The 24,577-nt window shown below is 56.5% G+C and carries 23 protein-coding genes, 2 tRNA genes, 1 pseudogene and 1 other annotated feature; of the genes and pseudogenes, 11 read left to right on the top strand and 15 right to left on the bottom strand.

From position 1 onward, the window contains the following. Positions 1–37: 37 nt before the first annotated feature. The 9 genes from hisIE to hisL form a co-directional block, all read right to left on the bottom strand. Positions 38–649, bottom strand: coding sequence for a bifunctional phosphoribosyl-AMP cyclohydrolase/phosphoribosyl-ATP diphosphatase HisIE (gene hisIE, locus ACQG1K_RS14240; protein WP_023306558.1), 612 nt, complete (start codon positions 647–649; stop codon positions 38–40). Then, the gene (gene hisF, locus ACQG1K_RS14235; protein WP_367075972.1) at positions 643–1,419 is read right to left on the bottom strand and encodes an imidazole glycerol phosphate synthase subunit HisF; all 777 of its coding nucleotides are present in this window, start codon (positions 1,417–1,419) and stop codon (positions 643–645) included. Before hisF ends, hisIE begins: the two co-directional genes overlap by 7 nt. Beyond that, complete coding sequence (gene hisA / locus ACQG1K_RS14230) at positions 1,401–2,138, bottom strand: 1-(5-phosphoribosyl)-5-[(5-phosphoribosylamino)methylideneamino]imidazole-4-carboxamide isomerase (RefSeq protein ID WP_032654196.1); 738 nt, start codon at positions 2,136–2,138, stop codon at positions 1,401–1,403. The genes hisF and hisA overlap by 19 nt, the downstream gene beginning before the upstream one ends. After that, positions 2,138–2,728 carry an imidazole glycerol phosphate synthase subunit HisH gene (hisH, locus tag ACQG1K_RS14225; protein ID WP_003859485.1) on the bottom strand — a complete coding sequence of 197 codons (591 nt, stop codon included), beginning with the start codon at positions 2,726–2,728 and terminating at the stop codon, positions 2,138–2,140. The genes hisA and hisH overlap by 1 nt, the downstream gene beginning before the upstream one ends. Then, positions 2,728–3,795 (bottom strand): bifunctional histidinol-phosphatase/imidazoleglycerol-phosphate dehydratase HisB, encoded by a 1,068-nt coding sequence (gene hisB / locus ACQG1K_RS14220; RefSeq protein ID WP_038416352.1) that lies wholly within the window; start codon positions 3,793–3,795, stop codon positions 2,728–2,730. The genes hisH and hisB overlap by 1 nt, the downstream gene beginning before the upstream one ends. After that, the gene (gene hisC, locus ACQG1K_RS14215) at positions 3,792–4,853 is read right to left on the bottom strand and encodes a histidinol-phosphate transaminase (RefSeq protein ID WP_022648605.1); all 1,062 of its coding nucleotides are present in this window, start codon (positions 4,851–4,853) and stop codon (positions 3,792–3,794) included. Before hisC ends, hisB begins: the two co-directional genes overlap by 4 nt. Then, on the bottom strand, positions 4,850–6,154 hold the full coding sequence (gene hisD / locus ACQG1K_RS14210) for a histidinol dehydrogenase (protein ID WP_023300525.1): 1,305 nt from the start codon (positions 6,152–6,154) through the stop codon (positions 4,850–4,852). The genes hisC and hisD overlap by 4 nt, the downstream gene beginning before the upstream one ends. Positions 6,155–6,159: 5 nt before the next feature. Then, entirely contained in the window at positions 6,160–7,059 is a 900-nt protein-coding gene (gene hisG, locus ACQG1K_RS14205) for an ATP phosphoribosyltransferase (protein WP_000886595.1), read from the bottom strand. Between the two features lie 45 nt (positions 7,060–7,104). Next, positions 7,105–7,228 (bottom strand) — a sequence feature (His leader region). Beyond that, a complete protein-coding gene (gene hisL / locus ACQG1K_RS14200) occupies positions 7,204–7,254 on the bottom strand; it encodes a his operon leader peptide (protein WP_099516347.1) in 51 nt (16 codons plus the stop codon). Its footprint overlaps the feature before it by 25 nt. A gap of 172 nt (positions 7,255–7,426) precedes the next feature. On the opposite strand from hisL, the gene ACQG1K_RS14195 reads away from it, so the two are divergent. From ACQG1K_RS14195 to ACQG1K_RS14180, 4 genes are all read left to right on the top strand, one after another. Continuing rightward, positions 7,427–8,251, top strand: coding sequence for an SDR family oxidoreductase (locus ACQG1K_RS14195; protein WP_006811206.1), 825 nt, complete (start codon positions 7,427–7,429; stop codon positions 8,249–8,251). A 41-nt stretch (positions 8,252–8,292) separates the two neighbouring features. Next, positions 8,293–9,222, top strand: coding sequence for a LysR substrate-binding domain-containing protein (locus tag ACQG1K_RS14190; RefSeq protein WP_022648603.1), 930 nt, complete (start codon positions 8,293–8,295; stop codon positions 9,220–9,222). Between the two features lie 219 nt (positions 9,223–9,441). After that, positions 9,442–9,504 carry a membrane protein YoeI gene (yoeI, locus tag ACQG1K_RS14185; RefSeq protein WP_099458931.1) on the top strand — a complete coding sequence of 21 codons (63 nt, stop codon included), beginning with the start codon at positions 9,442–9,444 and terminating at the stop codon, positions 9,502–9,504. Further along, positions 9,494–10,852 carry an APC family permease gene (locus ACQG1K_RS14180; protein ID WP_022648602.1) on the top strand — a complete coding sequence of 453 codons (1,359 nt, stop codon included), beginning with the start codon at positions 9,494–9,496 and terminating at the stop codon, positions 10,850–10,852. The genes yoeI and ACQG1K_RS14180 overlap by 11 nt, the downstream gene beginning before the upstream one ends. Positions 10,853–10,975: 123 nt before the next feature. On the opposite strand, the gene sbcB is transcribed toward ACQG1K_RS14180, so the two are convergent. Next, complete coding sequence (sbcB, locus tag ACQG1K_RS14175) at positions 10,976–12,412, bottom strand: exodeoxyribonuclease I (protein ID WP_400182190.1); 1,437 nt, start codon at positions 12,410–12,412, stop codon at positions 10,976–10,978. Between the two features lie 191 nt (positions 12,413–12,603). Between sbcB and dacD the strand changes: the two genes are divergently transcribed. The 4 genes from dacD (at position 12,604) to ACQG1K_RS14155 (ending at position 16,001) form a co-directional block, all read left to right on the top strand. Beyond that, positions 12,604–13,776: a serine-type D-Ala-D-Ala carboxypeptidase DacD gene (gene dacD / locus ACQG1K_RS14170; protein ID WP_139153925.1), complete on the top strand. Its 1,173-nt coding sequence runs from the start codon at positions 12,604–12,606 to the stop codon at positions 13,774–13,776. A 118-nt stretch (positions 13,777–13,894) separates the two neighbouring features. Next, positions 13,895–14,368, top strand: a complete 474-nt coding sequence (gene sbmC / locus ACQG1K_RS14165) for a DNA gyrase inhibitor SbmC (RefSeq protein ID WP_022648599.1) — start codon at positions 13,895–13,897, stop codon at positions 14,366–14,368. Positions 14,369–14,459: 91 nt separating this feature from the next. Beyond that, a complete protein-coding gene (locus ACQG1K_RS14160) occupies positions 14,460–15,518 on the top strand; it encodes an FUSC family protein (protein WP_022648598.1) in 1,059 nt (352 codons plus the stop codon). A 147-nt stretch (positions 15,519–15,665) separates the two neighbouring features. Beyond that, positions 15,666–16,001, top strand: a complete 336-nt coding sequence (locus tag ACQG1K_RS14155; RefSeq protein ID WP_000450410.1) for a DUF496 family protein — start codon at positions 15,666–15,668, stop codon at positions 15,999–16,001. Between the two features lie 146 nt (positions 16,002–16,147). Here ACQG1K_RS14155 and ACQG1K_RS14150 read toward each other — a convergent pair. Further along, a tRNA-Asn gene (locus ACQG1K_RS14150) sits at positions 16,148–16,223 on the bottom strand. 161 nt (positions 16,224–16,384) lie between these two features. Between ACQG1K_RS14150 and emmdR the strand changes: the two are divergent. Then, positions 16,385–17,868: pseudogene (gene emmdR / locus ACQG1K_RS14145) on the top strand (multidrug efflux MATE transporter EmmdR). A 103-nt stretch (positions 17,869–17,971) separates the two neighbouring features. Next, positions 17,972–18,047: transfer RNA gene (locus ACQG1K_RS14140), tRNA-Asn, on the top strand. A gap of 142 nt (positions 18,048–18,189) precedes the next feature. Here the strand turns inward: ACQG1K_RS14140 and ACQG1K_RS14135 are convergent. The 3 genes from ACQG1K_RS14135 to shiA form a co-directional block, all read right to left on the bottom strand. Continuing rightward, positions 18,190–19,962, bottom strand: coding sequence for an aminopeptidase P family protein (locus tag ACQG1K_RS14135; RefSeq protein WP_045623417.1), 1,773 nt, complete (start codon positions 19,960–19,962; stop codon positions 18,190–18,192). A gap of 15 nt (positions 19,963–19,977) precedes the next feature. Then, positions 19,978–21,432 carry an AMP nucleosidase gene (locus tag ACQG1K_RS14130; RefSeq protein ID WP_022648595.1) on the bottom strand — a complete coding sequence of 485 codons (1,455 nt, stop codon included), beginning with the start codon at positions 21,430–21,432 and terminating at the stop codon, positions 19,978–19,980. Positions 21,433–21,508: 76 nt separating this feature from the next. Continuing rightward, positions 21,509–22,825, bottom strand: coding sequence for a shikimate transporter (shiA, locus tag ACQG1K_RS14125; RefSeq protein ID WP_022648594.1), 1,317 nt, complete (start codon positions 22,823–22,825; stop codon positions 21,509–21,511). 256 nt (positions 22,826–23,081) lie between these two features. Between shiA and pagP the strand changes: the two genes are divergently transcribed. After that, the gene (gene pagP / locus ACQG1K_RS14120; protein WP_023300518.1) at positions 23,082–23,657 is read left to right on the top strand and encodes a lipid IV(A) palmitoyltransferase PagP; all 576 of its coding nucleotides are present in this window, start codon (positions 23,082–23,084) and stop codon (positions 23,655–23,657) included. Here pagP and ACQG1K_RS14115 read toward each other — a convergent pair. Then, a complete protein-coding gene (locus ACQG1K_RS14115; protein ID WP_160863192.1) occupies positions 23,654–24,577 on the bottom strand; it encodes an acyltransferase in 924 nt (307 codons plus the stop codon). The two genes, pagP and ACQG1K_RS14115, sit on opposite strands and share 4 nt — an antisense overlap.

Raw genomic sequence — 24,577 nt, 5'->3', positions numbered from 1 at the left:
CTTAAGTGACCAGCATAAGGGTTTCCCCGGTCTTTATTTATTTATGCCGTTTCCGCAGATTCTCAATCACCGTCGTTAAATCCAGCTCCTGATCCTGAAGCAGCACCAGCAGGTGATACATCAAATCCGACGCTTCGTTCGTCAGCTCCTCCCGATCATGCACGGTGGCCGCCAGCGCCGTTTCAACGCCTTCTTCACCCACTTTCTGCGCAATCCGTTTGGTGCCGCTGGCGTACAGCTTCGCCGTGTACGAGCTCTCGGGATCCGCTGATTTACGCTCTGCCAGCAGCTGTTCCAGCTGATAGAGGAACAGCCACTGGTGGCTCGCCTCGCCGAAGCAGCTGCTGGTGCCTTTGTGGCAGGTCGGCCCAATCGGGTTGACCAGCACCAGCAGGGTGTCGTTGTCGCAATCTGGCGTAATGCTGACCACATTCAGGAAGTGACCCGAGGTTTCCCCTTTCGTCCACAGGCGCTGTTTGGTGCGCGAGAAAAACGTCACCTTGCCGCTGTCGAGCGTTTTTGCCAGTGCCTCCTGGTTCATGTATCCCAGCATCAGCACTTCGCCTGAAACGGCATGCTGTACAACCACCGGCAGTAATCCGTCAGTTTTTTCCCAGTCCAGCTGCGCCTGTTGTTGCTCTGTTAACATACCCTGATCTCCACGCCCTGGTCGGCCAGGTACGTTTTTAACTCACCAATATTGATAATCTGTTTATGGAACACAGAGGCGGCCAGCGCGCCGTCCACGTTCGCATCGCGGAAGGCTTCAAGGAAGTGTTCCATGGTGCCCGCGCCGCCGGAGGCAATCAGCGGAACCTGGCAGACCGCGCGCACTTTTTTCAGTTGCTCGAGGTCGTAACCGTTGCGTACGCCGTCCTGGTTCATCATGTTCAGCACGATCTCACCCGCACCGCATTTTTGCACTTCCTGCACCCAGTCCAGCGTCTCCCATTGGGTGACGCGCGTGCGGCTTTCATCGCCGGTGTACTGGTTAACGTGATATTTTCCCGTTGCGGCATCAAACCAGGTGTCGATCCCCACGACAATGCACTGCACGCCAAAGCGATCCGCCAGACGCGTAATCAGCTCCGGGTCGGCCAGGGCAGGGGAGTTAATGGAAATTTTGTCCGCACCGAAAGAGAGAATCTTCGCCGCATCGTCAGCAGATTTAATTCCGCCCGCCACGCAGAAGGGAATATCAATCACCTCTGCCACGCGCGCCACCCAGCTTTTGTCCACCACGCGGCCATCGCTGGAGGCGGTGATATCGTAAAATACCAGTTCGTCTGCGCCTTCTTCGGCATAGCGTTTAGCCAGGGGAACGATATCGCCAATGATCTCGTGGTTGCGGAACTGCACGCCTTTTACAACCTGACCATCACGCACGTCCAGGCAGGGAATTATCCGTTTTGCCAGCATTGAATCGCCTCCTTCACCGTAAATTTGCCTTCCAGCAGCGCGCGACCCACGATCACGCCGCGTACACCGGTTCCGCGCAGAGCGGCGATATCCGCCAGGTCGCCGATACCGCCAGAGGACTGGAACGCCACCTGCGGATAACGCGCGCAAACCTCTTCATACAGCGAGACGTTAGAGCCTGCGAGCGTACCATCGCGTGAAATATCCGTGCACAGCACATGCTTCAGCCCTACCGGGAGATACATCCCGACCAGCTCTTCCAGCGTTACGCCGGAGTTTTCCTGCCAGCCGCTGACCGCGACCTGCTTGTTACCCTGCGCGTCAATGCGCACATCCAGCGCCAGCACCAGCGCATCCGCGCCGAAGCGGCGGAACCAGCCCTTGACCGTCTCAGGATCTTTCACAGCGGTCGAACCGACTACCACGCGCGCCACGCCCGCGTCCAGTAAGGCGGCAACATCGGCTTCCGTACGCACGCCGCCGCCCACCTGCACCGGGACGTCCACGCCAGCCACCAGTGTTTTAAGCAGTGGGATCTGGCGTTTGGCCGGATCTTTCGCGCCGGTCAGATCGACCAGGTGCAACACCTCAGCGCCCTCAGCGGCGTAAGCCTGTAACCGCGGCAGCGGGTCGTTGCCGTAGTCGCGCTGCTGTCCGTAATCGCCCTGGTGGAGACGAACAACCGTGCCGTCAATTAAATCTAAAGCGGGAATTATCATCACATCTCCAGGAAATTTTTCAGCAGCTGCGCGCCGGCGGCGCCGGAGCGTTCCGGGTGAAACTGCACGCCGTAAAAGTTATCTTTCTGCACGGCGGCGGTGAACGCCTCGCCGTAATTGCACTGGGCGATGGTGTAGGTGTTCACGGGCATGGCGTAGCTGTGGACGAAGTAGAAGTACGCGCCGTCTTCGATTCCCTGGAACAGCCTGTTGCCCGCCTTCGGATAAACGCGGTTCCAGCCCATGTGCGGCAGCGGCAGGCCGTGGTCGGTCATTTTCGGCACGTCTTCTTCTATAATGCCCAGCAGATCGACGCCGTTGCTCTCTTCGCTGCGGCGGCCAAGCAACTGCATGCCGAGGCAAATGCCCAGCACCGGTTGAGTACAGGCTTTGATGAGATCCACCAGCTCGCGCTCGTGGATCTGATCCATCGCCGCCTGGGCGGTGCCTACGCCCGGCAGAAAGAGTTTATCCGCGCGCAGCACCACGTCCGGGTCGCGGCTCACCACCGGCTCGTAGCCGTGGCGCATAATCGCCGACTGTACGGAGTTCAGGTTGGCGCATCCGGTGTCCAGAATCACCACGTTCATTACAGCACTCCTTTCGACGAGGGAAGGGCGTCACCTTCCACGCGGATCGCCTGGCGCAGGGTACGGCCAAAGGCTTTGAACAGGCTCTCGACGCGGTGGTGATCGTTTTTGCCTTTGGTTTTCAGGTGCAGCGTCAGGCCCATGGTGTAAGAAAGTGAGCGGAAGAAGTGCTCCACCATCTCGGTGCTGAGATCGCCCACGCGCTGGTAGGTGAAGTCGGCTTTATATTCCAGGTGCGGACGCCCGGAGATATCCATCGCGCAGCGCGCCAGGCACTCGTCCATCGGCAGAACAAAGCCGAAGCGGTTGATGCCGCGCTTGTCGCCGAGCGCCAGCTTCAGGGCTTCGCCCAACGCCAGGCCGGTATCTTCCACGGTGTGGTGATCGTCGATATACAGGTCGCCCTTAACGGCGATCTCCATGCGGAAGCCGCCGTGAGTGGCGATTTGATCCAGCATATGGTCGAAGAAACCGACGCCGGTGTGGATCTTGCTGCCGCCTTCACGATCGAGCCAGACCTTCACGTCGATCTGCGTCTCTTTGGTGTTGCGTTCTACGTGAGAATAGCGGTCGCGTCTGGTGAGCTGCTCGCTAATCATCGCCCAGTTTAGCGTGTCGCGGTTATAGCGCAGACCCGCAATGCCCATATTTTCGGCCAGCGTGATGTCCGTGAGGCGATCGCCAATCACATAGCTGTTCGCTTTATCCAGCGCCTCTTCGGCCAGATAACGCTCAACAAGCTTCACTTTTGGCTTGCGGCAGTCGCACTCGTCGGCAGGCATGTGCGGGCAGATCAGCACCTCGTCGAAGGCGATGCCCTGCGAGGTCAGCACCTGCATCATCAGGTTGTGCGGGCCGTCAAAGTCCGCCTGCGGGAAGCTGTCTGTGCCCAGACCGTCCTGGTTGGTGATCATCACCAGCTTATAGCCTGCTTTCTGAAGCTTCAGCAGCACCGGGATCACGTCGGGTTCAAAGGCCAGCTTGTCGAAACGATCGACCTGAAAATCGCTGGGTGGCTCCGAGATGATGGTGCCGTCACGATCGATAAAGAGATACTTCTGACTCATACTTTCTCCGCTTTCAGGGCGTCAATCACGCGCTGGCTCTCCGCGCGGGTGCCGACGGTAATACGCAGGCAGCCGCTCAGGGTAGGTTGTTTATTCTGGTCTCGTAAGATAATGCCCTGATCCCACAACGATTTAAATATCGCGCTTGAGGCGGTGAAGCGCACCAGGATGTAGTTGGTCTCCGAGTCGAACACTTGCTCCACGCACGGAATCGTTTTCAGGGCATCGACTAGATACTGACGCTCCTCCAGGATCTGCGCCACACGCTCGCGCATCGCGCTGATGCCCTGCGGGGCCAGTGCCTGTGCCGCAATATCGGCAACCGGCGTTGAGAGCGGATACGGGGCGATCACTTTCAGCAGCAGGTCGATAACCGCTTTATTTGCCAGCGTAAAACCGCAGCGAAGACCGGCGAGAGCGAAGGCTTTCGACAGGGTACGCAGCACGACGAGATGCGGATACTCTTCAAGCCAGCCTGCCAGCGTCGCCTGCGGGCAGAACTCAATGTAGGCTTCGTCGGCCACAACCAGCGCTTTGCCGCGCGTCATTTCCAGCAGGGAACGGATATCCTGCGGATTGATAATCTGCCCGGTCGGGTTGTTCGGGCTACAGACAAACACCACCTTCACGCCGTCGAGGTTATCGGCGATGCCCTGCAAATCCAGCTGCCAGTTGTCGAGCGCCTGTACGTTGCGGCAGGCCACGCCAAAGGTTTCGGCGCTGACGCTGTACATCCCGTAGGTGGGCTGGCAGTACATCACCGCGTCTTTACCCGGCTCGCAGAAGGCGCGGATCAGCAGCTCAATCCCTTCATCCGCCCCACGGCTGACCAGTACCTGCTCAGGCTTCACGCCTGCATACTGCGCATAGTTCTCGATCACCGCTTTCGGCTGACACTCCGGGTAGCGGTTCAGCGTCTGCTGCGAGAGCTCAAAGGCCACCGCCGTGGGGTATTCGTTGGCATTCAGCCAGACGTCGCCGTTCCCGCCCAGACGACGCGCAGACTGATAGGGCGTCAGGCGACGGACATTTTCGCGGGCTAATTCTTCAATGTTCATGCTTGCTCCTTCAGGGCGGCAACGCGCAGCGTCACGGCATTTTTGTGGGCAGTCAGGCGCTCGGCGGCGGCCAGGGTTTCGATGGTCGACGCCAGCGAGGCAAATCCCTCGCGGGAGAGTTCCTGCACGGTCATGCGCTTCTGGAAATCCGCCAGCCCCAGGCTGGAGCAGGTTGAGGTATAGCCATACGTGGGCAGCACGTGGTTGGTGCCGGAGGCGTAATCCCCGGCGGATTCCGGTGACCAGTCCCCGAGGAACACCGAGCCTGCGCTGGTTATGCTGTCGACCAGATCGCGCGCGTTACGGGTCTGAATAATCAGGTGCTCAGGACCGTACTGGTTGGAGATGGCGATGCACTGGTCGATATCGCGAGCCACAATCAGTCGGCTGGCCGATAGCGCCTGACGCGCCGTTTCCGCACGCGGCAGGTCGGCCAGCTGACGCTCAACGGCCTCGCCCACGCGTTTTGCCATGTCGGCATCTGGCGTCAGTAAAATCACCTGCGAGTCAGGGCCGTGCTCGGCCTGCGAGAGCAGGTCAGAGGCCACGAAATCCGGTGTAGCGCCGCTGTCGGCAATCACCAGCACTTCAGACGGACCGGCAGGCATATCAATCGCCGCGCCGTCCAGACGCTGACTGACCTGGCGCTTCGCTTCGGTAACGTATGCGTTACCCGGGCCAAAGATTTTGTCGACTTTGGGAACAGACTCCGTCCCGAACGCCAGGGCGGAAATCGCCTGCGCACCGCCCACTTTATAGATCGCCTGCACGCCGCACAGCTTCGCCGCATACAGGATCTCATCGGCGATCGGTGGCGGAGAGCAGAGCACCACCTTCTGACAACCGGCAATACGTGCCGGAGTGGCCAGCATCAGGACGGTCGAAAACAGCGGGGCAGAGCCGCCAGGAATATAGAGGCCAACGGACGCCACCGGGCGCGTCACCTGCTGGCAGCGCACGCCGGGCAGGGTTTCCACATCCACCGCCTGCAATTTCTGCGCGGTGTGGAAGGTATCAATATTTTTCACTGCGACGGCCATCGCCTGTTTGATCTCATCCCCAAGGCGGCTTTCCGCCCCGGCGATCTCCTGCGCGGTGACCTGTAACGCGTCGACCTCAGTTTTATCAAACTTCGCGCTGTACTCGCGCAGCGCGTCGTCTCCGCGGGCTTTGACGTTATCGAGGATCTCCGCCACGGTGCGGGTGATGCTCTCTGAGGCTGAAATTGCCGGGCGCATCAGCAGCTCGCGCTGTTGCGCGTCGCTACAGGTATTCCAGTCGATGATTGTGTTAAAGCTCATGGTCGTTACTCCATCATCTTCTCAATTGGCAGCACCAGAATAGAACTCGCGCCCAGCGCCTTCAGTTTTTCCATCGTTTCCCAGAACAGGGTTTCGCTGCTCACCATGTGCATCGCCACGCGCTGCTGGTCGCCCGCCAGCGGCAGAATGGTTGGGCGCTCAGCACCTGGCAGCAGGGCAATCACTTCGTCCAGGCGCTCGGTAGGCGCGTGCATCATGATGTATTTGGATTCACGCGCCTGAATCACGCCCTGAATACGGGTCAGCAGCTTGTCGATGAGCTGCTGTTTGGCATCGGCCATCTCGCCGTCGCGCTGGATAAGGCACGCTTTGGAGCGGTAGATCACCTCCACTTCGCGCAGGCCGTTCGCTTCGAGCGTGGCGCCGGTGGAGACGAGGTCACAGATGGCATCGGCCAGGCCCGCGCGTGGCGCCACTTCAACAGAGCCATTCAGCAGACAAGATTTAAACTGCACGCCTTTTTGATCGAGGTAACGCTTCAGCAGGTGAGGGTAAGAGGTGGCGATACGTTTGCCGTTCAGCGCGGCCGGGCCATCCCAGGCTTCATCAACCGGCGTGGCCAGCGACAGGCGGCAGCCGCCGAAGTCCAGACGACGCAGGGTAAAGTAGCGCGGATCTTCGCCCTGCGCGCGGCGGGTTAATAACTCTTCTTCCAGTACGTTTTCGCCGATGATGCCGAGGTCAACGACGCCATCCATCACCAGGCCCGGAATATCGTCATCACGTACGCGCAGAATGTCGATCGGCATATTTTCAGCCAGGGCGATCAGGCGCTGGGTGTGCAGGTTGATTTTAATCCCGCAGCGGGCCAGCAGTTCGCGTGAATCATCGCTTAAACGGCCTGATTTTTGAATAGCTATGCGTAAACGTGAGTTATCTAACATTCTGTGTTCCTCGTTAACCTGTTTTAACCTGTCTGAATGCGGTCCAAAAAAAAGCCCCCGGAAGAAGATCTTCCGGGGGCTTTTTCATGCGTTCATGCACCACTGGAAGATCCAAACGTCTTCCAGCACACATCGCCTGAAAGACTAGTCAGGATGATGGTGATGATGGTGGTTTTTAAAAGGAACGCGTGTCATATAAATTCTCGTTGAATGCTTATGCATTTGATGTCTTTTAACCTAAACCAGTTGTACGCCATAAAGCAAGGGCTTTTTTTGATCATTAATTCATTTCATATTGATGGTATGAATTGTGCGTTCCATAAGGCTGGCGTAGCCTTATAACAGGCGTCGTTAAGCGGAGAATGTCATGAAAAAGGTCGCGATTGTCGGATTAGGGTGGTTAGGAATGCCACTGGCGATGTCATTAGCCGCGAAAGGCTGGCAGGTGACAGGGAGTAAGACTACGCGGGACGGGGTTGAGGCGGCGCGCATGTGCGGCATTGATGGTGTCGAGCTGCGTCTCGAACCCGAGCTTATCTGCGATACCGACGAGCTGGATGAACTGATGAATGTGGACGCGCTGGTCATTACCTTACCAGCGCGGCGCAGCGGGCCGGGCGAGACGTTTTACCTGCAGGCGGTGCAGGAGATTGTCGACAGCGCCCTGGCGCACCATATTCCGCGTATCATTTTCACCAGCTCGACCTCCGTCTATGGCGATATCGACGGTACGGCGAAAGAAAACACCGAGCGCCGTCCGGTAACCGCCAGCGGACGGGTACTGAAAGAGCTGGAAGACTGGCTGCACAATCTGCCAGGCACGCAGGTGGATATTTTACGCCTCGCCGGGCTGGTGGGGCCGGGGCGTCATCCGGGACGCTTCTTTGCCGGTAAATCCGCGCCGGATGGTCAGCACGGCGTTAACCTTGTACACCTTGAAGATGTTATCGGTGCAATAGAGCTGCTTTTACAGGCTCCGAAAGGGGGGCACATCTATAATATATGTGCGCCTTCGCATCCGCCACGCAGCACCTTTTATCCGCTGATGGCGCGCCAGCTTGGTCTGGCGCCGCCGGTGTTCAGTGAGGCGCAGGGGGAGCGCAAAGGCAAAATTATTGATGGCAATCGTATTTGCCATGAACTGGGATTTGAATATCAGTATCCCGATCCGCTGGTTATGCCCATGGAATAATTGCGCCGGCGGAGGCCATCGCACACCGCAAGGGGGCGAAGATGAAACCGCTGCTGGATGTTCTTGTTATTCTGGATGCGCTGGAAAAAGAGGGGAGCTTTGCCGCCGCCTCGGCGAAGCTCTATAAAACCCCTTCGGCTCTGAGCTACACCGTGCAAAAGCTCGAGAGCGATCTTAATATTCAAATCCTTGACCGCACTGGCCATCGCGCGCGTTTCACCCGTACTGGGCAGATGCTGCTGGAAAAAGGGCGTGACGTGCTGCATACGGTTCGCGAGCTGGAAAAACAGGCCGTCAAACTTCATCAGGGCTGGGAAAATGAGCTAGTGATTGGGGTTGATGATACTTTCCCTTTTTCGCTGCTTACCCCGCTTATTGAGGCGTTCTATCAGCGCCATAGCGTCACGCGGCTGGTTTTTATCAACGGCGTGCTGGGCGGCTCGTGGGATGCCTTAACGCAGGGCAGGGCGGATATCATCGTTGGAGCGCTGCATGAGCCTCCTCAACTGAGTGAATTTGGTTTCGCCCGGCTGGGCGTTCTGGAGCAGATCTTTGCCGTTGCGCCTCACCACCCGCTGGCGAATGAACCGGAGCCTGTTTCAAGACGCGTCATTAAAAACCATCGCGCCATTGTGGTGGGAGACAGCTCCCGCCCCGAGTGCGGCATTTCATCGCAGCTTCTGGATGAGCAGGAGGCCATCACCGTTTTCGATTTTAAAACCAAGCTGGAACTGCAAATAAGCGGCCTGGGGTGCGGCTACCTTCCCCGTTATTTAGCACAGCGCTTTATTGAAAGCGGCGCGCTGGTGGAAAAACAGGTTTTAGCGCAGAGCAGTAACGAATCGGTATGGGTGGGCTGGAATGAACAGACCGCCGGGCTTGCCAGCGCCTGGTGGCGAGACGAAATTTTAGCAAATAGTGCTATCGCGACAGTTTACACTCAGGCAGATGATGGGAAATCAACCAGTTAGTAAAATTAATTTATGGGCAGGTTTCTCAATGTATTGCCTTTTGTATCTGGAATAGGGCAAAATGCCGCCGCTGCAAACAAATGAATAATCGACGATATAAAAGGCGTCGGTTATTTTTTTTTGCATGTACGAAACGAAACTAAAAACCAAGAGGCCGGGCTTCGTACCGGATAGATATTTACTAAAATCCGACAGTTGTTGTCGCTGAGGAAGAAAGAAATGGGGCAATTTTTCGCTTACGTGGCGGTTATCACCGTAAAGGAGAATAACTATGTCGCATAACGCAACTCCAAACACCTCTCGCGTGGAATTACGTAAAACGCTTACGTTGATTCCGGTTGTTATGATGGGCCTTGCCTATATGCAACCGATGACGCTGTTCGATACATTCGGTATCGTATCAGGCCTTACTGACGGTCACGTTGCAACGGCGTACGCCTTTGCGCTGGTCGCCATTCTCTTTACAGCGCTGAGCTACGGTAAACTGGTTCGCCGTTTCCCGTCCGCAGGCTCTGCGTACACCTATGCTCAGAAATCCATTAGCCCGGCTGTTGGCTTTATGGTGGGCTGGTCATCACTGCTGGACTACCTGTTCATGCCGATGATCAACATTCTGCTGGCAAAAATTTACTTCGAAGCGCTGGTACCTTCCGTACCGTCGTGGATCTTCGTTGTGGCGCTGGTGGCCTTTATGACCATCTCTAACCTGCGCAGCATCAAGACCGTGGCTAACTTCAACACCCTGATCGTGATCCTTCAGATGGGGATTGTTGCGGTTATCGTTGGGCTGATCATCTACGGCGTTTCCCACGGTGAAGGCGCAGGTACGCTGACCAGCACCCGTCCGTTCTGGTCTGAAGGTGCGCACGTTGTGCCGATGATCACCGGGGCGACTATCCTGTGCTTCTCGTTCCTGGGCTTCGACGGTATCTCTTCTCTGTCTGAAGAGACCAAAGACGCTGAGCGCGTGATCCCGAAAGCGATTTTCCTGACCGCGCTGATTGGCGGCCTGATCTTCATCGGTGCGTCTTATTTCTTACAGCTGTACTTCCCGGATATCTCTCGCTTTAAAGATCCGGATGCATCGCAGCCTGAAATCATGCTGTACGTGGCGGGTAAAACCTTCCAGTGGGGCGTGCTGATCTTCTCCAGCGTCACCGTACTGGCATCCGGTATGGCAGCGCACGCGGGCGTTTCTCGTCTGATGTACGTGATGGGCCGTGACGGTGTGTTCCCAACTCGCTTCTTTGGTTACGTGCATCCGAAATGGCGTACCCCGGCGTGGAACGTACTGCTGGTGGGCGCGATTGCCCTGCTGGCAATCAAGTTCGACCTGGTAACGGCCACTGCGCTGATTAACTTTGGTGCGCTGGTGGCGTTCACCTTCGTTAACCTCTCCGTGATTTCGCAGTTCTGGATCCGTGAGAAGCGCAACAAGACGCTGAAGGACCACATCAACTATCTGGTGCTGCCAGTGTGTGGTGCCCTGACGGTGGGCGCCCTGTGGATCAACCTGGAAGAGAGCTCAATGGTTCTGGGTCTGATCTGGGGTGCAATCGGTCTGATTTACCTGGCTTGCGTAACGAAGAGCTTCCGCAACCCGGTTCCTCAGTACGAAGACGTCGCGTAAGACTGTGTCGGGTGGCGGCTATGCTCAACCCGACCTACAGTTTTGTAGGCCGGGTAAGCGTTAGCGCCAACCGGCAAAAAAAAAAGCCGGAGACATCGCCTCCGGCTTTTTTGTACCCGCTACTCAGACAATTTCTTGCGCGTACTGGAACAGCGCTTTCAGCAGCGCCTGTTTCTCAGCATTCCCTTCATACTGGCCGTAAAGCATCTCCAGCTCCTGGGCATAGCTATTAAGAAACTCAGGCGTAAACACGTTGCGCCGATGCTGTAACCAGCGCTCCTGCTCTGCTTCATCCAGCGAGCCTGGATAGTTGCGCGCACGGTAGTTAAACATCAGCTTCTCAATACGCGTGTCCGCAAAGGTGATATCCAGCGCGGGCAAATTACGCGGGTCGGTTTGCAGCACGATGTTCATCGCCGCGCGATCGGCATCGCTAAAGAAGCCGTTATAAAGCTGCGCATCCACATTCTCAGACGGCACGAACGGCTCTGCTTCGGCAAAAATGGCGACGACTTTCTCGCGCACCTGCGGGTTGTCGCGCAGCACTTTCAGGTTATCGAGGCAGTGCTGACGGTTAATCCCCAGCCGGTCGGCGTCTTCCGGGCGCAGCGTGTTGGCCTGCGCAAGCACCGGGCATTTATTGATGTGCACCAGTTTTACGGGTACGGCTGGCAGGTCACCCAGCGCCTCTTTCGGCGTATAAAGCCGTTCACGTAAGGTGTCGCTGTCGAGCTCAAGCAGCGGCGAGATATCCCCGGCAAGATCCACCATGATGACGGCGTTACGGTTGTCTGGATGCCAGGCAAGCGGCGCCACCCAGCTTGTGTTCCCGCGCCACGCACCGAACATCCCTGAAATATGCACCAGCGGTTTCATCTGCGGCACGTCAATCAGCGTCATCAGCTTTTGCTTGCTGCGATGGCTCAGCAGATACTCAAACAGGCGAGGCTGCGCGGTTTTTACGAGCTTCGCCATAGCGATGGTCGCGTAGACGTCTGCCATCGCGTCGTGGGCGTTGCTGTGCTCAATGCCGTTGGCCCGCGTCAGATGCTCGAGCCTGAAGCTCGGCAAGCCGTCGTCGTTCTCCGGCCAGTTAATTCCCTCCGGGCGCAGCGCATAGCAGGCGCGCATAATATCCAGCAAATCCCAGCGCGAATTGCGGTTCTGCCAGCTCCAGGCATACGGATCGTAGAAGTTGCGGTAGAAGATATTGCGCGTCACTTCATCGTCAAAACGGATGTTGTTGTAACCCACCACGCAGGTATTGGGCACCGTGAACAGGTCGTGGATGCGACGGGCAAATTCTGCTTCGCTAACGCCTTTATCCCGCGCTTCCTGAGGGGTGATGCCCGTCACCATCACCGCGCCCGGCTGCGGCAGATAGTCATCGGCGGGTTTACAGTAAAACACCTCGGGTTCGCCGATGACGTTAAATTCGTCATCGGTTCGGATAGCCGCAAACTGCGCCGGTCGGTCCAGCGCCGGATGGGTGCCAAAGGTTTCGTAATCGTGGAACAAAAAAGTCGGGCGCGCGGCAGAGTCAGACACCAGTAATCTCATCCTGTTAAAAATTGACGTCTCTATGGTAAACGATTGGGGTGAGCAGTCCGAATAAAAAGCACCTTCAGGCAAGAAATTTGCGAGATTTGTTCCGAAAAAATCTGCGTGCTGTCACATTTTTTTGCAATTAAGGCAGGTAACGACATCAGAACTCCCGTAAAAAGGTCATCGATTTTTACTGACCTGAGGATATACCGTTGAAACGCCGTCTGTTTATTGCTGTTTCTTTACTCGCTTCGAGTATTTCATCCGCGCTGGCTGCCGAGCCGCTGGATTTTTCACCTCAGCCGCCTGCCATCCAGGCAGGATCCTGGGTATTGATGGATTACACCACGGGTCAAATCTTAACGGCGGGCAACGAACATCAGCAGCGTAATCCGGCGAGCCTGACCAAACTGATGACGGGGTACGTTGTCGATCGTGCTATTGATAGCCACCGCATCAGCCCCGATGACATTGTGACGGTCGGACGTGACGCCTGGGCAAAAGGCAATCCGGTCTTTGACGGTTCGTCGCTGATGTTTCTGAAGGAGGGCGATCGGGTTTCCGTGCGCGATCTCAGCCGCGGCCTGATTGTTGATTCCGGCAATGACGCCTGCGTGGCGCTGGCGGATCACGTGGCGGGCGGTCAGCCGCAGTTCGTCAGGATGATGAATGACTACGTTGAAAAGCTGAACCTGCGCGATACCCACTTCGAAACCGTACACGGGCTGGATGCACCCGGTCAGCACAGCTCCGCTTACGATCTAGCCGTGCTTTCCCGGGCCATCATCCACGGCGAGCCTGAGTTCTACCACATGTACAGCGAGAAAAGTCTGACCTGGAACGGCATCACTCAGCAGAACCGCAACGGCCTGCTGTGGGATAAGACCATGAACGTGGATGGTCTGAAAACGGGACACACCTCGGGCGCGGGCTTTAACCTGATCGCCTCCGCGGTGGATGGTCAGCGTCGACTGATTGCGGTGGTGATGGGGGCAGACAGCCCGAAAGGACGTGAAGATCAGGCGCGCAAGCTGCTCCACTGGGGACAGCAAAATTTCGATACGGTGCAGATCCTGCATAACGGCAAAAAAGTGGGAACCGAACGCATCTGGTATGGCGATAAAGAGCAGATCGCGCTGGGCACGGATCAGGATTTCTGGCTGGCATTACCCAAAACGGAAGTGCCGAACATCAAGGCGAAATATGTAATGGATAAAAAAGAGCTGGAAGCGCCGATTGCCGCGCATCAGCGGGTAGGGGAGATCCAGCTGTACGATCGTGACAAGGTGGTAGCGCACTGGCCATTGGTTACGCTGGAGCGCGTTGAAAAGGGCGGCCTTTTCTCCCGCCTCGGCGATTATCTGCATCATAAACTCTAACCTTTTCGGGCAGACTGGCAGTGTTGCGAGTCTGCTCACATAATAAACACTCCTGGTTTGCCGATAATCTCGATTCTGCTTTATAGTGTATATATATACAGTAATAAACGGAGGCAGCATGGACTACAGCATCAGGCAGCAACAGAAACGTACGATCGCTGGCTTTCATCTCGTGGGGCCGTGGGAAAAGACGGTCAAGCAGGGATTTGAACAGCTGGTTATGTGGGTAGATGGACGTCATATTCAGCCGCAGGAGTGGGTGGCCGTTTATTATGACAATCCGGATGACGTGCCGGCAGAAAAGCTTCGCTGCGTTACCGCCGTAACGGTAGCGGACGATTTCACTATCCCTGATAACAGCGAAGGGGTAATGCTGACCGAAATTGCTGCCGGAGAGTATGCTATTGCCGCCGCGCGCGTCGAAAATCATGATTTCGCCACCCCGTGGTATCAGTTCTTCAACTCCCTGCTGGAAGACAGCAAATTCCAGATTGCGCCAAAACCCTGCTTCGAACGCTATCTGAACGATGGCAATGCTGACGGCTACTGGGATATTGAGATGTTTGTACCGGTAGAGCACAAAGTGGGATAATCCTGCGAAACGCAGGGTTTTTCAGCCGGGCGCGATCCACCCGGCTGAAAACACAGTACAATTGTGGTTTGCCGTAGAGCTGGAGACGGGTGTGCGCCCCGACAAGTCATTAACCCCTTTTGAAATTCGGTTATACAAACATTATCGCGTGGTGCACGGTTGCCGCATTGCGCTGGCGTTTGTGCTGACCTTCGTACTGGTTCGTTTGCTGGATATCCCGGAAGGAACGTGGCCGCTGATCACGCTGGTGGTGGTGATGGGGCCGATCTCATTCTGGGGGAACGTGGTCCCTCGCGCTTTCGAACGCATAGGCGGTACCGTTTTAGGCTCGGCGCTTGGGCTTATCGCCCTGAAGCTGGAGCTAATTTCATTTCCGTTCATGTTGCTGTGGTGCGCGGTGGCGATGTTTCTTTGCGGATGGCTGGCCCTCGGCAAGAAACCGTATCAGGCGCTGCTGATTGGCATTACGCTCGCGGTAGTGGTCGGCGCACCGGCGGGCGATATGACCACCGCATTGTGGCGAAGCGGGGACGTGATCCTCGGCTCGTTGCTCGCCATGCTGTTTACCGGCATCTGGCCGCAGCGCGCCTTCCTGCACTGGCGCATTCAGATGGCAAACTACGTCACGGCATTTAACCGGGTTTACCAGGCCGGGTTTTCGCCGAATCTGATTGAGCGTCCGCGGCTGGAAAAGCACCTGCAAAAAATCCTTAATGATGTGGTCAAAATGCGCGGGTTAATTACCCCGGCAAGCAAAGAGACGCATATCCAGAAAGCCATTTTTGAAGCCATTCAAACGGTCAGCCGTAATCTGGTCTGTATGCTTGAACTGCAAATCAATGCCCACTGGGCCTCACGCCCCAGCCATCTTCTGATGCTCAACGCGCATACGCTGAAAGAGACGCAGCAGATGACGCAACAAACCCTGCTGACCATCGCTCATGCACTTTACGAAGGTAACCCACAGCCGATACGGGCGAACAGCGAGCGGCTGAATGACATCGTCATCGAGCTCAAACAGCTGATGAATGAGCGTCAGGGCGACAATGTGTCGGAAACGCCCATCCACGGCTATGTCTGGCTGAGTATGGAGCTGGCGCGACAGCTGGAGTTGTTATCGCAGCTGATTTGCCGGGCACTGCGCAAATAAAAAGCGTATGTGATGCCTGCTGCTTCGATTCAGCAACAATTAGGGTTATGATGGTTTTAAACGATATACTCATTGTCATTCGCAGCCGCTGTCTGTTAAAACGGTTGCTTTAACGAATCCGAATCTCACATTATCAGGGGTGTAAAAATGGAAACTACCAAGCCTTCGTTCCAGGATGTTCTGGAGTTCGTCCGCCTGTTCCGCCGCAAAAACAAGCTACAGCGCGAAATCCAGGACGTAGAGAAGAAGATCCGTGACAACCAGAAACGTGTCCTGCTGCTGGACAACCTGAGCGACTACATCAAGCCAGGTATGAGCGTTGAAGCCATTCAGGGCATCATCGCCAGCATGAAGAGCGATTATGAAGATCGCGTTGATGACTACATCATCAAAAACGCTGAGCTGTCCAAAGAGCGTCGCGACATCTCCAAAAAACTGAAAGTGATGGGCGAAATCAAAAACGTCGACGCTAAAGGCGAGTAATCGCACACTCTGTTGCCCGGTGGCGCTGCGCTTACCGGGCCTACAGTACTGTTATCACGTAGGTCGGGTAAGGTGAAGCCGCCACCCGACAATTTCACGAACGCAAAAAAGCAAAAAGCCTGCTCTAAAAGCAGGCTTTTTAAATTTGGCTCCTCTGACTGGACTCGAACCAGTGACATACGGATTAACAGTCCGCCGTTCTACCGACTGAACTACAGAGGAATCGTTGTGGAGGCTTATCTTAGCGGCGAAAAAACTTTTGTCAAACCTGATCTCAGGCAAAAGTGATTGTTTGATGATTCTGTCGTCATTTTGTTGTAAATCCAAACATAATTTTATGGAAAATACTTTGCAGGATACGCATTTCTGCCCCATCATTTGAAATGGAGTTTCAACTTTCTCGTTAAGGCCCATTTTGAACGTCACCGCACCCCTGCGCCAGGCGATTATGCGCACGCCCTGGTATGCAAAACGTAAGAGTTATCGAGTTCTGTTCTGGCGTGAAATCACCCCCCTTGCTGTGCCTATTTTCCTGGAGAATACCTGCGTCCTGTTGATGGGGGTGTTAAGCACCTTCCTGGTGAGCTGGCTCGGTAAAGAAGCCATGGCCGGGGTAGGGCTGGCGGACAGTTTCAACATGGTTGTGATGTCCTTCTTTGCCGCTATCGATCTCGGTACAACGGTAGTGGTGGCGTTTAGTCTTGGGAAACTCGATCCAAAACGCGCCCGGGAGGCGGCCAGACAGTCGCTGATGATCATGACCCTCTTTTCGATCATCCTGGCGGCGGTTATCCATTATTACGGCAAAGAAATTATCGACATCGTCGCGGGTGAAGCGACAGGTGAAGTGAAGGATCTGGCGCTCACCTATCTGGAAATGACGGTGCTGAGCTATCCGGCGGCTGCCATCGCGCTGATTGGTAGCGGTGCGCTTCGTGGCGCAGGGAATACCAAAATTCCACTGCTAATAAACGGCGGCATGAACATCCTGAACATCATTATCAGCAGCGTTTTGATTTACGGTGTCTTTTCCTGGGAGGGGCTGGGCTTTGTCGGCGCGGGATTAGGGCTGACCATTTCCCGTTATATTGGTGCGGCGGCGATAATCGGCGTGCTGATGGCGGGAATTACGCCATCGCTGCGCCTGACGCTGAAAAGCTATTTCCGTCCGCTTAACTTCGCCATTATCTGGGAAGTGATGGGGATCGGTATTCCGGCCAGCATCGAATCCGTGTTGTTTAACGGTGGGAAACTGCTGACGCAGATGTTTGTTGCCGGGATGGGAACAGACGTCATCGCCGGCAACTTTATTGCTTTCTCCATCGCCTCGCTCATTAACCTGCCCGGAAACGCACTGGGATCGGCGTCGACGATCATCACCGGCAGACGCCTCGGAAAGGGGCAGATAGGGCAGGCGGAACGGCAGCTTCGGCATGTCTTCTGGCTTTCAACCATTGGACTGACGGCGATTGCGTGGGGAACTGCGCCTTTAGCCGGGCTGATGGCCTCGTTCTATACGCACGAAAATGACGTGAAAGAGGTCGTGAAGGTGCTGATTTGGCTCAACGCGGCGTTTATGCCAATTTGGGCCGCGTCCTGGGTACTTCCTGCCGGGCTGAAAGGGGCGCGCGATGCCCGGTTTGCGATGTGGGTCTCCATGCTCGGCATGTGGGGCTGCCGCGTCGTGGCGGGCTACACGCTGGGGGTAATGTTAGGTATGGGCGTTGTCGGCGTCTGGCTGGGGATGTTCCTTGACTGGGCCGTGCGCGGGGCGCTGTTCTACTGGCGCATGGTGAGCGGACGCTGGCTGTGGAAATATCCGCGAAAAAAACCGGAGCAGGAGGTTTCGGAAACGGCAAGTGCCTGACAAATGTGCGAAGTGGAGAATAAATCGGCAAACGATTGAAAATCTGCATTCACCCTTTGACATCCTCAGGGCGCATCGATAATATGCGCCCCGTTCACACGATTCCTCTGTAGTTCAGTCGGTAGAACGGCGGACTGTTAATCCGTATGTCACTGGTTCGAGTCCAGTCAGAGGAGCCAAATTAAAAAAGCCTGCTTTTAAGCAGGCTTTTTGCTTTTCTGCGTTCAGTAAAATTGTCGGGTGGCGCTCCGCTTACCCGACCTACAAAAACATCGAATCGTAGGCCGGGTAAGGCGAAGCCACCACCCGGCAAAAGCCGCACTACCGGTTCACACGTATTGGCGCCGTTGCCTCCACCAGCCACGGCCGCGCATCGCTGTCCACCCGGGGTGAAAGCGCCTCTCGTACCTGCTGGTGGTACTCATCCAGCCACTGTTTTTCTGACTCGCTCAACAGATGCAGCTCCACCTGGCTTAAATCGATTGGGATCAGCGTCAGCGAGGCAAACTTACAAAATCCCGGACGGCTTTCGACAATCTCCACCTGGTTTTCAATGCGAATACCGTGGCTATCGCCCAGGTAGTAACCCGGCTCAATGGTCATAATATTGCCCGCCACCAGCGGCCACGGGTTGACCTTTTGCGCAAAACGGTGCGGGTTCTCGTGGATCAGAAGCTGATGCCCTACGCCATGCCCGGTGCCGTGGTCGTAATCCAGTCCCAACTCCCACAGCGGACGGCGCGCAAAGGCATCCAGCTGGTGCCCCTGAGTGCCGGACGGGAACTGAAGGGTAATCAGCGACAGGAAGCCTTTAAGCACTGCGGTGTAGTGCAAACGCTGCTGTGGATCGACCTTTCCCCAGGCCAGGGTACGCGTCGCGTCCGTGGTGCCGTTGCGGTACTGCCCCCCGGAATCATTCAGGTAAAAGTGGTCGTGGCCGATGGGCTTGTTGCTGGCCTCGCTTGAGTGGTAATGGCACATCGCCGCGTTACTCGCGGAAGCGGAAATGGTGGCGAAACTCGGCTCGACAAAGCCAGGCTGTTGCAGGCGGAACGCAAGCTGTTTCGCCTGCACGTCAAGCTCGGTCAGCGGCATTCCCGACGCGGCCCGCTGAGGAACTTCCCGGCTCAGCCAGGCCAGGAAATTCACCCATGCCGCACCGTCCTGGTGATGACATTCACGATAGCCCGCCAGCTCCACCGGGTTTTTCGAAGCTTTCATCAGGGTGATCGGGTCGGTCTGCCAGATAATTTCCCCCTGAGGTTCAACCGCAAAGCGTAACGCCACCGGTGCGGAATCGGGATCGATCATGACCCGCTTACCCTGCGCAAGCTGCCTACAGCGCGGGATAAAGGCTTCCTGAGGCGCAATCGTGAAGGCGTTCCGCACGGCATCCGGCAGCGCATTCAGCTTGCTGTCATCCACAAACCATTCCACCGCACCCTCGCGGCTCAGCAGGGCAAACGACAGAGGCACCGGGCAAAAGGGGATATCTGAGCCCCGCACGTTCAGCAGCCAGGCGATATTGTCCGGCAGGGTAACGGCCAGATAATCCGCGCGGTGCTCTGCCAGCACGGCGGCGGCGCGCTGGCGTTTGGCGGCGCTGCTTTCGCCGCTGATGTCTACAGGCATCTCGCGGATAAGCCCTGCGGGGGCGGCAGGGCGGTCAACCCAGAGGGTATCGAACGGAGAGCGCGCGAGCGGTACCAGTTCGCACGGCGTGGCCGAGAGCCGCGTAAACTCTGCATTGGTCATCAGCAGCGTATCAAAGCCGATGCGCGTGCCGGCCGCAACGTTTTTCGCCAGCCACTCGGCCAGCGGCTCGTTGTGCAGATGGTGGATCTCCACCTCGTGGAGATTGACCTGTACGCGGGCCTGAACCTGATAGCGTCCGTCAACAAACAGCAGCGCTCTGTCTTTCAGTACCAGCGCCAGCCCCGCCGAGCCGTCAAAGCCCGTCAGCCAGGCCAGCTTTGCATCATACGGTGCGCAAGATTCGCTCTGCCAGGCATCGGCGCGCGGCACAATCATCCCGTCGAGCTGATTGTCCTGTAGCCACTGGCGCAGGGCCGTAAGCGGTGATGTGGTGTGCATATTGTGTCCTTAGTATCACCTAAACGGTGGCTCATTGAAGGTGCGCAGCTTACGGGAATGCAGTTTGTCGCCCTCTGCACGCAGTAAATCGATGGCGCGAATACCAATCTGAAGGTGCTCTGAGATCGCCCCTTCGTAGAAACGGTTCGCCTGACCCGGCAGTTTGATCTCGCCGTGCAGCGGTTTATCGGACACGCACAGCAGCGTGCCGTACGGGACGCGGAAGCGGTAGCCCTGCGCGGCAATGGTGGCGCTTTCCATATCGATCGCGACCGCACGGCTGAGATTGAAACGCAGGGCGGAGGCGGAATAGCGAAGCTCCCAGTTACGATCGTCGGTGGTGACGACCGTACCGGTACGCAGGCGCTGCTTCACCTCTTCACCCGGCATGCCGCTCACCTCTTTGGTGGCGTCGTACAGGGCGCGCTGTACTTCCGCAATACTCGGGATAGGAATGTCCGGCGGCAGAACCGCGTCAAGGACATGGTCGTCACGCAGATAAGCGTGGGCGAGGACATAATCACCAATCAGCTGGCTTTCACGCAGGCCGCCGCAGTGGCCGATCATCAGCCAGACGTCCGGGCGCAGAACCGCCAGATGGTCGCAGATGGTTTTTGCATTCGACGGGCCAACGCCGATGTTAATCAACGTAATGCCCTGACCGTCGGCGGTGACCAGGTGCCAGGCGGGCATCTGGTGCTTTTTCCACGCCAGGTCGGAGATGGCCTCTTCCGGTGCTTCGGTTTCGGCGGTGATCCAGATCCCGCCCGCGCAGGAGAGAGCGATGTAAGGGCTGTCCGGGTCAAGGATCTGGCTACAGCCCCAGCGGACAAATTCGTCTACATAGCGGGTGTAGTTGGTAAACAGTACGAACGGCTGGAAATGTTCGGCTGGGGTGCCGGTGTAGTGGCGCAGGCGTGCCAGCGAAAAATCGACACGGCGGGCATCAAAGTGCGACAGCGGTGAAAACTCTGCCGGGTGATAGATCCCGTCCGCCGTCTCATCGCCAATCTGCGACAGCTCAGTGGTCGGGAAATGGCGGGTCAGCCCCGCGCTCATGGAGCGATCCAGCGTCAACGCTGAGCCGTCTATCACGTACGGGTAAGGGATCTCGTGCAGGGACGGTTCAACGCTGATATGCGCGCCGTAATCCTGATACAGCAGGGTAAGCTGCTCTTCCAGGTAGGGGCGGAACAGCGCAGGACGCGTGATGGTCGTGCTGTAACAGCCGGAGTGGGTGAAACGCGCATAGGCGCGGGTTTTCGGATTGCTGCTGGCGCTGCCGTCCCAGGTGACAGAGAGCGATGGATAAACAAAAAGGCCCTGGGTTCTGGCCTTTTCATCGGGAAGTTTCCCTGTTTCGATATAGTCACTGATGGCGCTGCGCAGTGCATTGACGGACTGTTCATACAGCGCGTCGAGTTTTTCCAGCGCCTGAGCCGGGGTCAGGCTGGAGCCCTTATTATTCATGTCTGTCTCCTTGTTCCACAGGTGTGCGGCTATACCCGATAGTATGTCACACGCCTGTGAAACAAAAGTGAGGAGATCAGCTGTGCGCGGTTTCCTTCATCAACAGGGCGGTGGCAGCAGAAAGCAGGCAACCTGCCAGCAGATAAATCGCCACGCTATGCCAGTTCCCGCCGGAGAACGTCACCAGCGCGGCGGCGATAAACGGCGTAAACCCGCCGCCGACCACGCTCGCCACCTGATATCCCACGCCCGCGCCGCTGTAGCGGTAGCTTGCGCCAAACAGCTCGGTAAACATCGGCTGCTGCACGCAGACCACCATATCGTGAGCGATGTTCGCGAGCATGATCGCGAAGAAGACAATCCAGAAGACCGACTGGGCCTCCAGCGCCATAAAGAACGGCCAGGCGCTGAGTGTGCCGATAAGCGCCCCGGTGATATACACCCGTCGACGGCCAAAGCGATCCGCCAGCCAGGCGAAGCAGGGGATGGTCAGGCAGCTGATCCCGCCCACCACCAGGCCAATGTTCAGGAACAATTCCCGCGGCAGACCGAGGTTTTGAGTGGAGTAGTTGAGGGCGAAGGCGGTGACGATATACATCGTCAGCAGTTCGCACAGGCGCAGGGCGATAATTTTCAGAAAAGCGCCAGGGTGCTGCACCAGCGCTTCCATCACCGGCAGCCGTTTTTTCGCGACCGGTTTTTCGCGTTGCTGCTGCTCAAACTCAGCCGACTCTTCCATGCCGTTACGGATCCACAGGGCCACCACGACCAGCACAATGCTGAAGATAAACGGAATACGCCAGCCCCAGCTCAGAAACTGCTCGTCTGTCGTGAGCTGGCTAATGAGCGACACCAGGCCCGTGGAGAGCAGCAGACCCACGCCATAACCTACCTGCACGCCGCTGCTGTAGAACGCTTTCTTGTTCTTCGGCGCGCTTTCCACGGACAGCAGTGCCGCGCCGCCCCATTCACCGCCGACGGCAAAGCCCTGAATGGCGCGCAGCGTCACCAGCAACACCGGAGCCCACCAGCCAATCGAGGCAAAGGAGGGCAAAATACCGATCAGCGCGGTGGCAATGCCCATCATCCAGACGGTGAGCATCAGCATGCGCTTACGTCCAAGGCGGTCACCGAAGTGGCCGAAAATTATCCCGCCCAGCGGACGAAACAGAAAACCGACGCCGAAGGTGGCAAACGCAGCAAGCGTGCCCATGGCGGGGCTGATCTGAGGAAAGAATTCACGGTTAAAGACCAGCGCAGCGGTAATACCGTAGAGCAGAAAGTCATACCAGTCGACGACGGCGCCTGCGAAGCTACCTAAAGCGGCGCGGCGGGCGCGGTTAAGCGAAGGTGTCTCCTCGTTGCGGCGAGCGGAGATGAGGGTGGAGTCCATAGTTGTCCTGTCTGTACTGATTTTTAATTATTGGTATAAGAAAAGGTCACTCACGTTGCAGCCGTCATATTGACGGAACGTATGAGACTACCGCGACAGACGGCCTGAGAAAACGTTTTTATCTTTCCTGAAAGCGCAGAATCAATAAATTTCATCTTATCGGGTCCCAATATAAATCAGCCTGTTTGGCTCCGGTTAGGGCTGAATGGTTTACAGTAATAATGATCGCTGTGTGACGTAAGCTGAGGGAATAACGATGCAACGCCTCTTTCCTGCACTCTGGGTAGTCCTGTTTTTGGTGGCTTCGCCGCTGCATGCGGAGCCAAAAGTCTACGGCGAACAGCGCATCCACCGCTGGTGGGATGCGGTAACAGACGATATTTCCCAGACATGGGAACAGCCGGATCGTTACGATCTCTACCTGCCGTTTCTGAGCTGGCATGCCCGCTTTATGTATGACAAAGAGAAAACGGATAACTACAACGAAATGCCGTGGGGCGGCGGACTGGGCGTTTCTCGCTACAACGACGAGGGCAACTGGAGCGCACTCTTTGCCATGATGTTTAAAGATTCACATAACGAGTGGCAGCCCGCGATGGGCTACGGCTGGGAAAAGGGCTGGTATCTGGATAACGCAAAAGATTTCCGTCTGGGGCTGGGGGCCGCCGCGGGGATCACCGCGCGCGACGACTTTGCCAACTATGTCCCGCTGCCATTTATTTTCCCGCTTTTCTCTGCCGGATATAAGCGCGTCACCGTACAGTTCACCTATATTCCCGGAACCTACAACAACGGCAACGTGCTGTTTGCCTGGCTGCGCCTGGGCTTTTAAAGTGTGATCACTTTTTTGGCCACTGCGTTGGACAGAATCAGCAGCGAAAACAGGACCGACGTAACAAAGGTGAGCACAATCAGAGCAAGTTTGGTGCTCAGGGACGTTACCGGAATGAGCGCCGTCAGCAGGTGAAACACCGAGTAGTGCATGATATAGACCCCGGTCATCGTTTTGCTAATGGCGGCCAGCACGGACTCTTTAAACTCCGCATTGCGGCGAAAACGTACGCCGTTGGCCGCAATCACCAGGGCAATAATCAGGATGTAGATTTGCGATCCGGTGAGGATAAAGGCGTTTCTGTCCGCTTTAAATAGCGCAAAAAAGAAATGCCGTTCGTAAAACCACGTGAAGAGATAGATAAACGGTATGGCAATCACCGCTGCCCTGACCACATTTTTGCGGCCGATCCACGCCGCAATCTGCGGATCGCAAAAGAGCTGCCCCGTCAGATAAAACAGCAGCCACGTCCACAGGCGATACTGCGGCGACAACGAAAGCACGTGGACATCAGGATAGAGGGCTGACAGCAAATCGTACCCGTATGAGAAAAGCAGCAGGGTGACAATCACCCCGCAAAACAGCGTTCGCCGCTGGCTGAGCCACTCCACCGCCGGATGAAAAGTGTAAATCACGACAAATGCGAACACGAACCAGGGCTGGATAAGATATCCGCGCTGATAGGGCTCCCACAGGTAGTAAATGGTTACCCAGAACAGAAAGACGATCACCAGGCTTTTGATCTTATCAAGCTGCCAGCGCGTGCCGTGTCGGGATTGCCCATCCAGATACCCTGCAACCACAAAAAACAACGGCGTGGCGATGGTCGAAATGAAGGTTAAAAAACCGAGGATCCAGTGATAGTCATAATCGTAATGGTCCCAGGTGTTGTAGATGGTGAAGAAGGTGACCGCCGTCAT

The sequence above is a fragment of the Enterobacter cloacae complex sp. 402C9 genome (assembly GCF_050030745.1).
GTDB classification, from domain to species: domain Bacteria; phylum Pseudomonadota; class Gammaproteobacteria; order Enterobacterales; family Enterobacteriaceae; genus Enterobacter; species Enterobacter intestinihominis.
The sequence above is the reverse complement of the archived record's forward strand: the minus strand, read 5'-3'. Positions and strand labels throughout refer to the sequence as shown.

Excerpts from the sequence above, each read along its gene's own strand:
- hisC (WP_022648605.1), bottom strand. The coding sequence starts at position 4,853 with ATGAACATTGAAGAATTAGCCCGCGAAAATGTCCGTCGCCTGACGCCC.
- hisA (WP_032654196.1), bottom strand. The coding sequence starts at position 2,138 with ATGATAATTCCCGCTTTAGATTTAATTGACGGCACGGTTGTTCGTCTC.
- hisB (WP_038416352.1), bottom strand. The coding sequence starts at position 3,795 with ATGAGTCAGAAGTATCTCTTTATCGATCGTGACGGCACCATCATCTCG.
- hisF (WP_367075972.1), bottom strand. The coding sequence starts at position 1,419 with ATGCTGGCAAAACGGATAATTCCCTGCCTGGACGTGCGTGATGGTCAG.
- shiA (WP_022648594.1), bottom strand. The coding sequence starts at position 22,825 with ATGGACTCCACCCTCATCTCCGCTCGCCGCAACGAGGAGACACCTTCG.
- ACQG1K_RS14190 (WP_022648603.1), top strand. The coding sequence starts at position 8,293 with ATGAAACCGCTGCTGGATGTTCTTGTTATTCTGGATGCGCTGGAAAAA.
- hisD (WP_023300525.1), bottom strand. The coding sequence starts at position 6,154 with ATGAGCTTTAACACAATCATCGACTGGAATACCTGTAGCGACGCGCAA.
- hisIE (WP_023306558.1), bottom strand. The coding sequence starts at position 649 with ATGTTAACAGAGCAACAACAGGCGCAGCTGGACTGGGAAAAAACTGAC.
- ACQG1K_RS14135 (WP_045623417.1), bottom strand. The coding sequence starts at position 19,962 with ATGCACACCACATCACCGCTTACGGCCCTGCGCCAGTGGCTACAGGAC.
- ACQG1K_RS14155 (WP_000450410.1), top strand. The coding sequence starts at position 15,666 with ATGGAAACTACCAAGCCTTCGTTCCAGGATGTTCTGGAGTTCGTCCGC.
- ACQG1K_RS14130 (WP_022648595.1), bottom strand. The coding sequence starts at position 21,432 with ATGAATAATAAGGGCTCCAGCCTGACCCCGGCTCAGGCGCTGGAAAAA.
- sbmC (WP_022648599.1), top strand. The coding sequence starts at position 13,895 with ATGGACTACAGCATCAGGCAGCAACAGAAACGTACGATCGCTGGCTTT.
- ACQG1K_RS14115 (WP_160863192.1), bottom strand. The coding sequence starts at position 24,577 with ATGACGGCGGTCACCTTCTTCACCATCTACAACACCTGGGACCATTAC.
- pagP (WP_023300518.1), top strand. The coding sequence starts at position 23,082 with ATGCAACGCCTCTTTCCTGCACTCTGGGTAGTCCTGTTTTTGGTGGCT.
- hisG (WP_000886595.1), bottom strand. The coding sequence starts at position 7,059 with ATGTTAGATAACTCACGTTTACGCATAGCTATTCAAAAATCAGGCCGT.
- ACQG1K_RS14180 (WP_022648602.1), top strand. The coding sequence starts at position 9,494 with ATGTCGCATAACGCAACTCCAAACACCTCTCGCGTGGAATTACGTAAA.
- hisH (WP_003859485.1), bottom strand. The coding sequence starts at position 2,728 with ATGAACGTGGTGATTCTGGACACCGGATGCGCCAACCTGAACTCCGTA.
- sbcB (WP_400182190.1), bottom strand. The coding sequence starts at position 12,412 with ATGAGATTACTGGTGTCTGACTCTGCCGCGCGCCCGACTTTTTTGTTC.
- ACQG1K_RS14195 (WP_006811206.1), top strand. The coding sequence starts at position 7,427 with ATGAAAAAGGTCGCGATTGTCGGATTAGGGTGGTTAGGAATGCCACTG.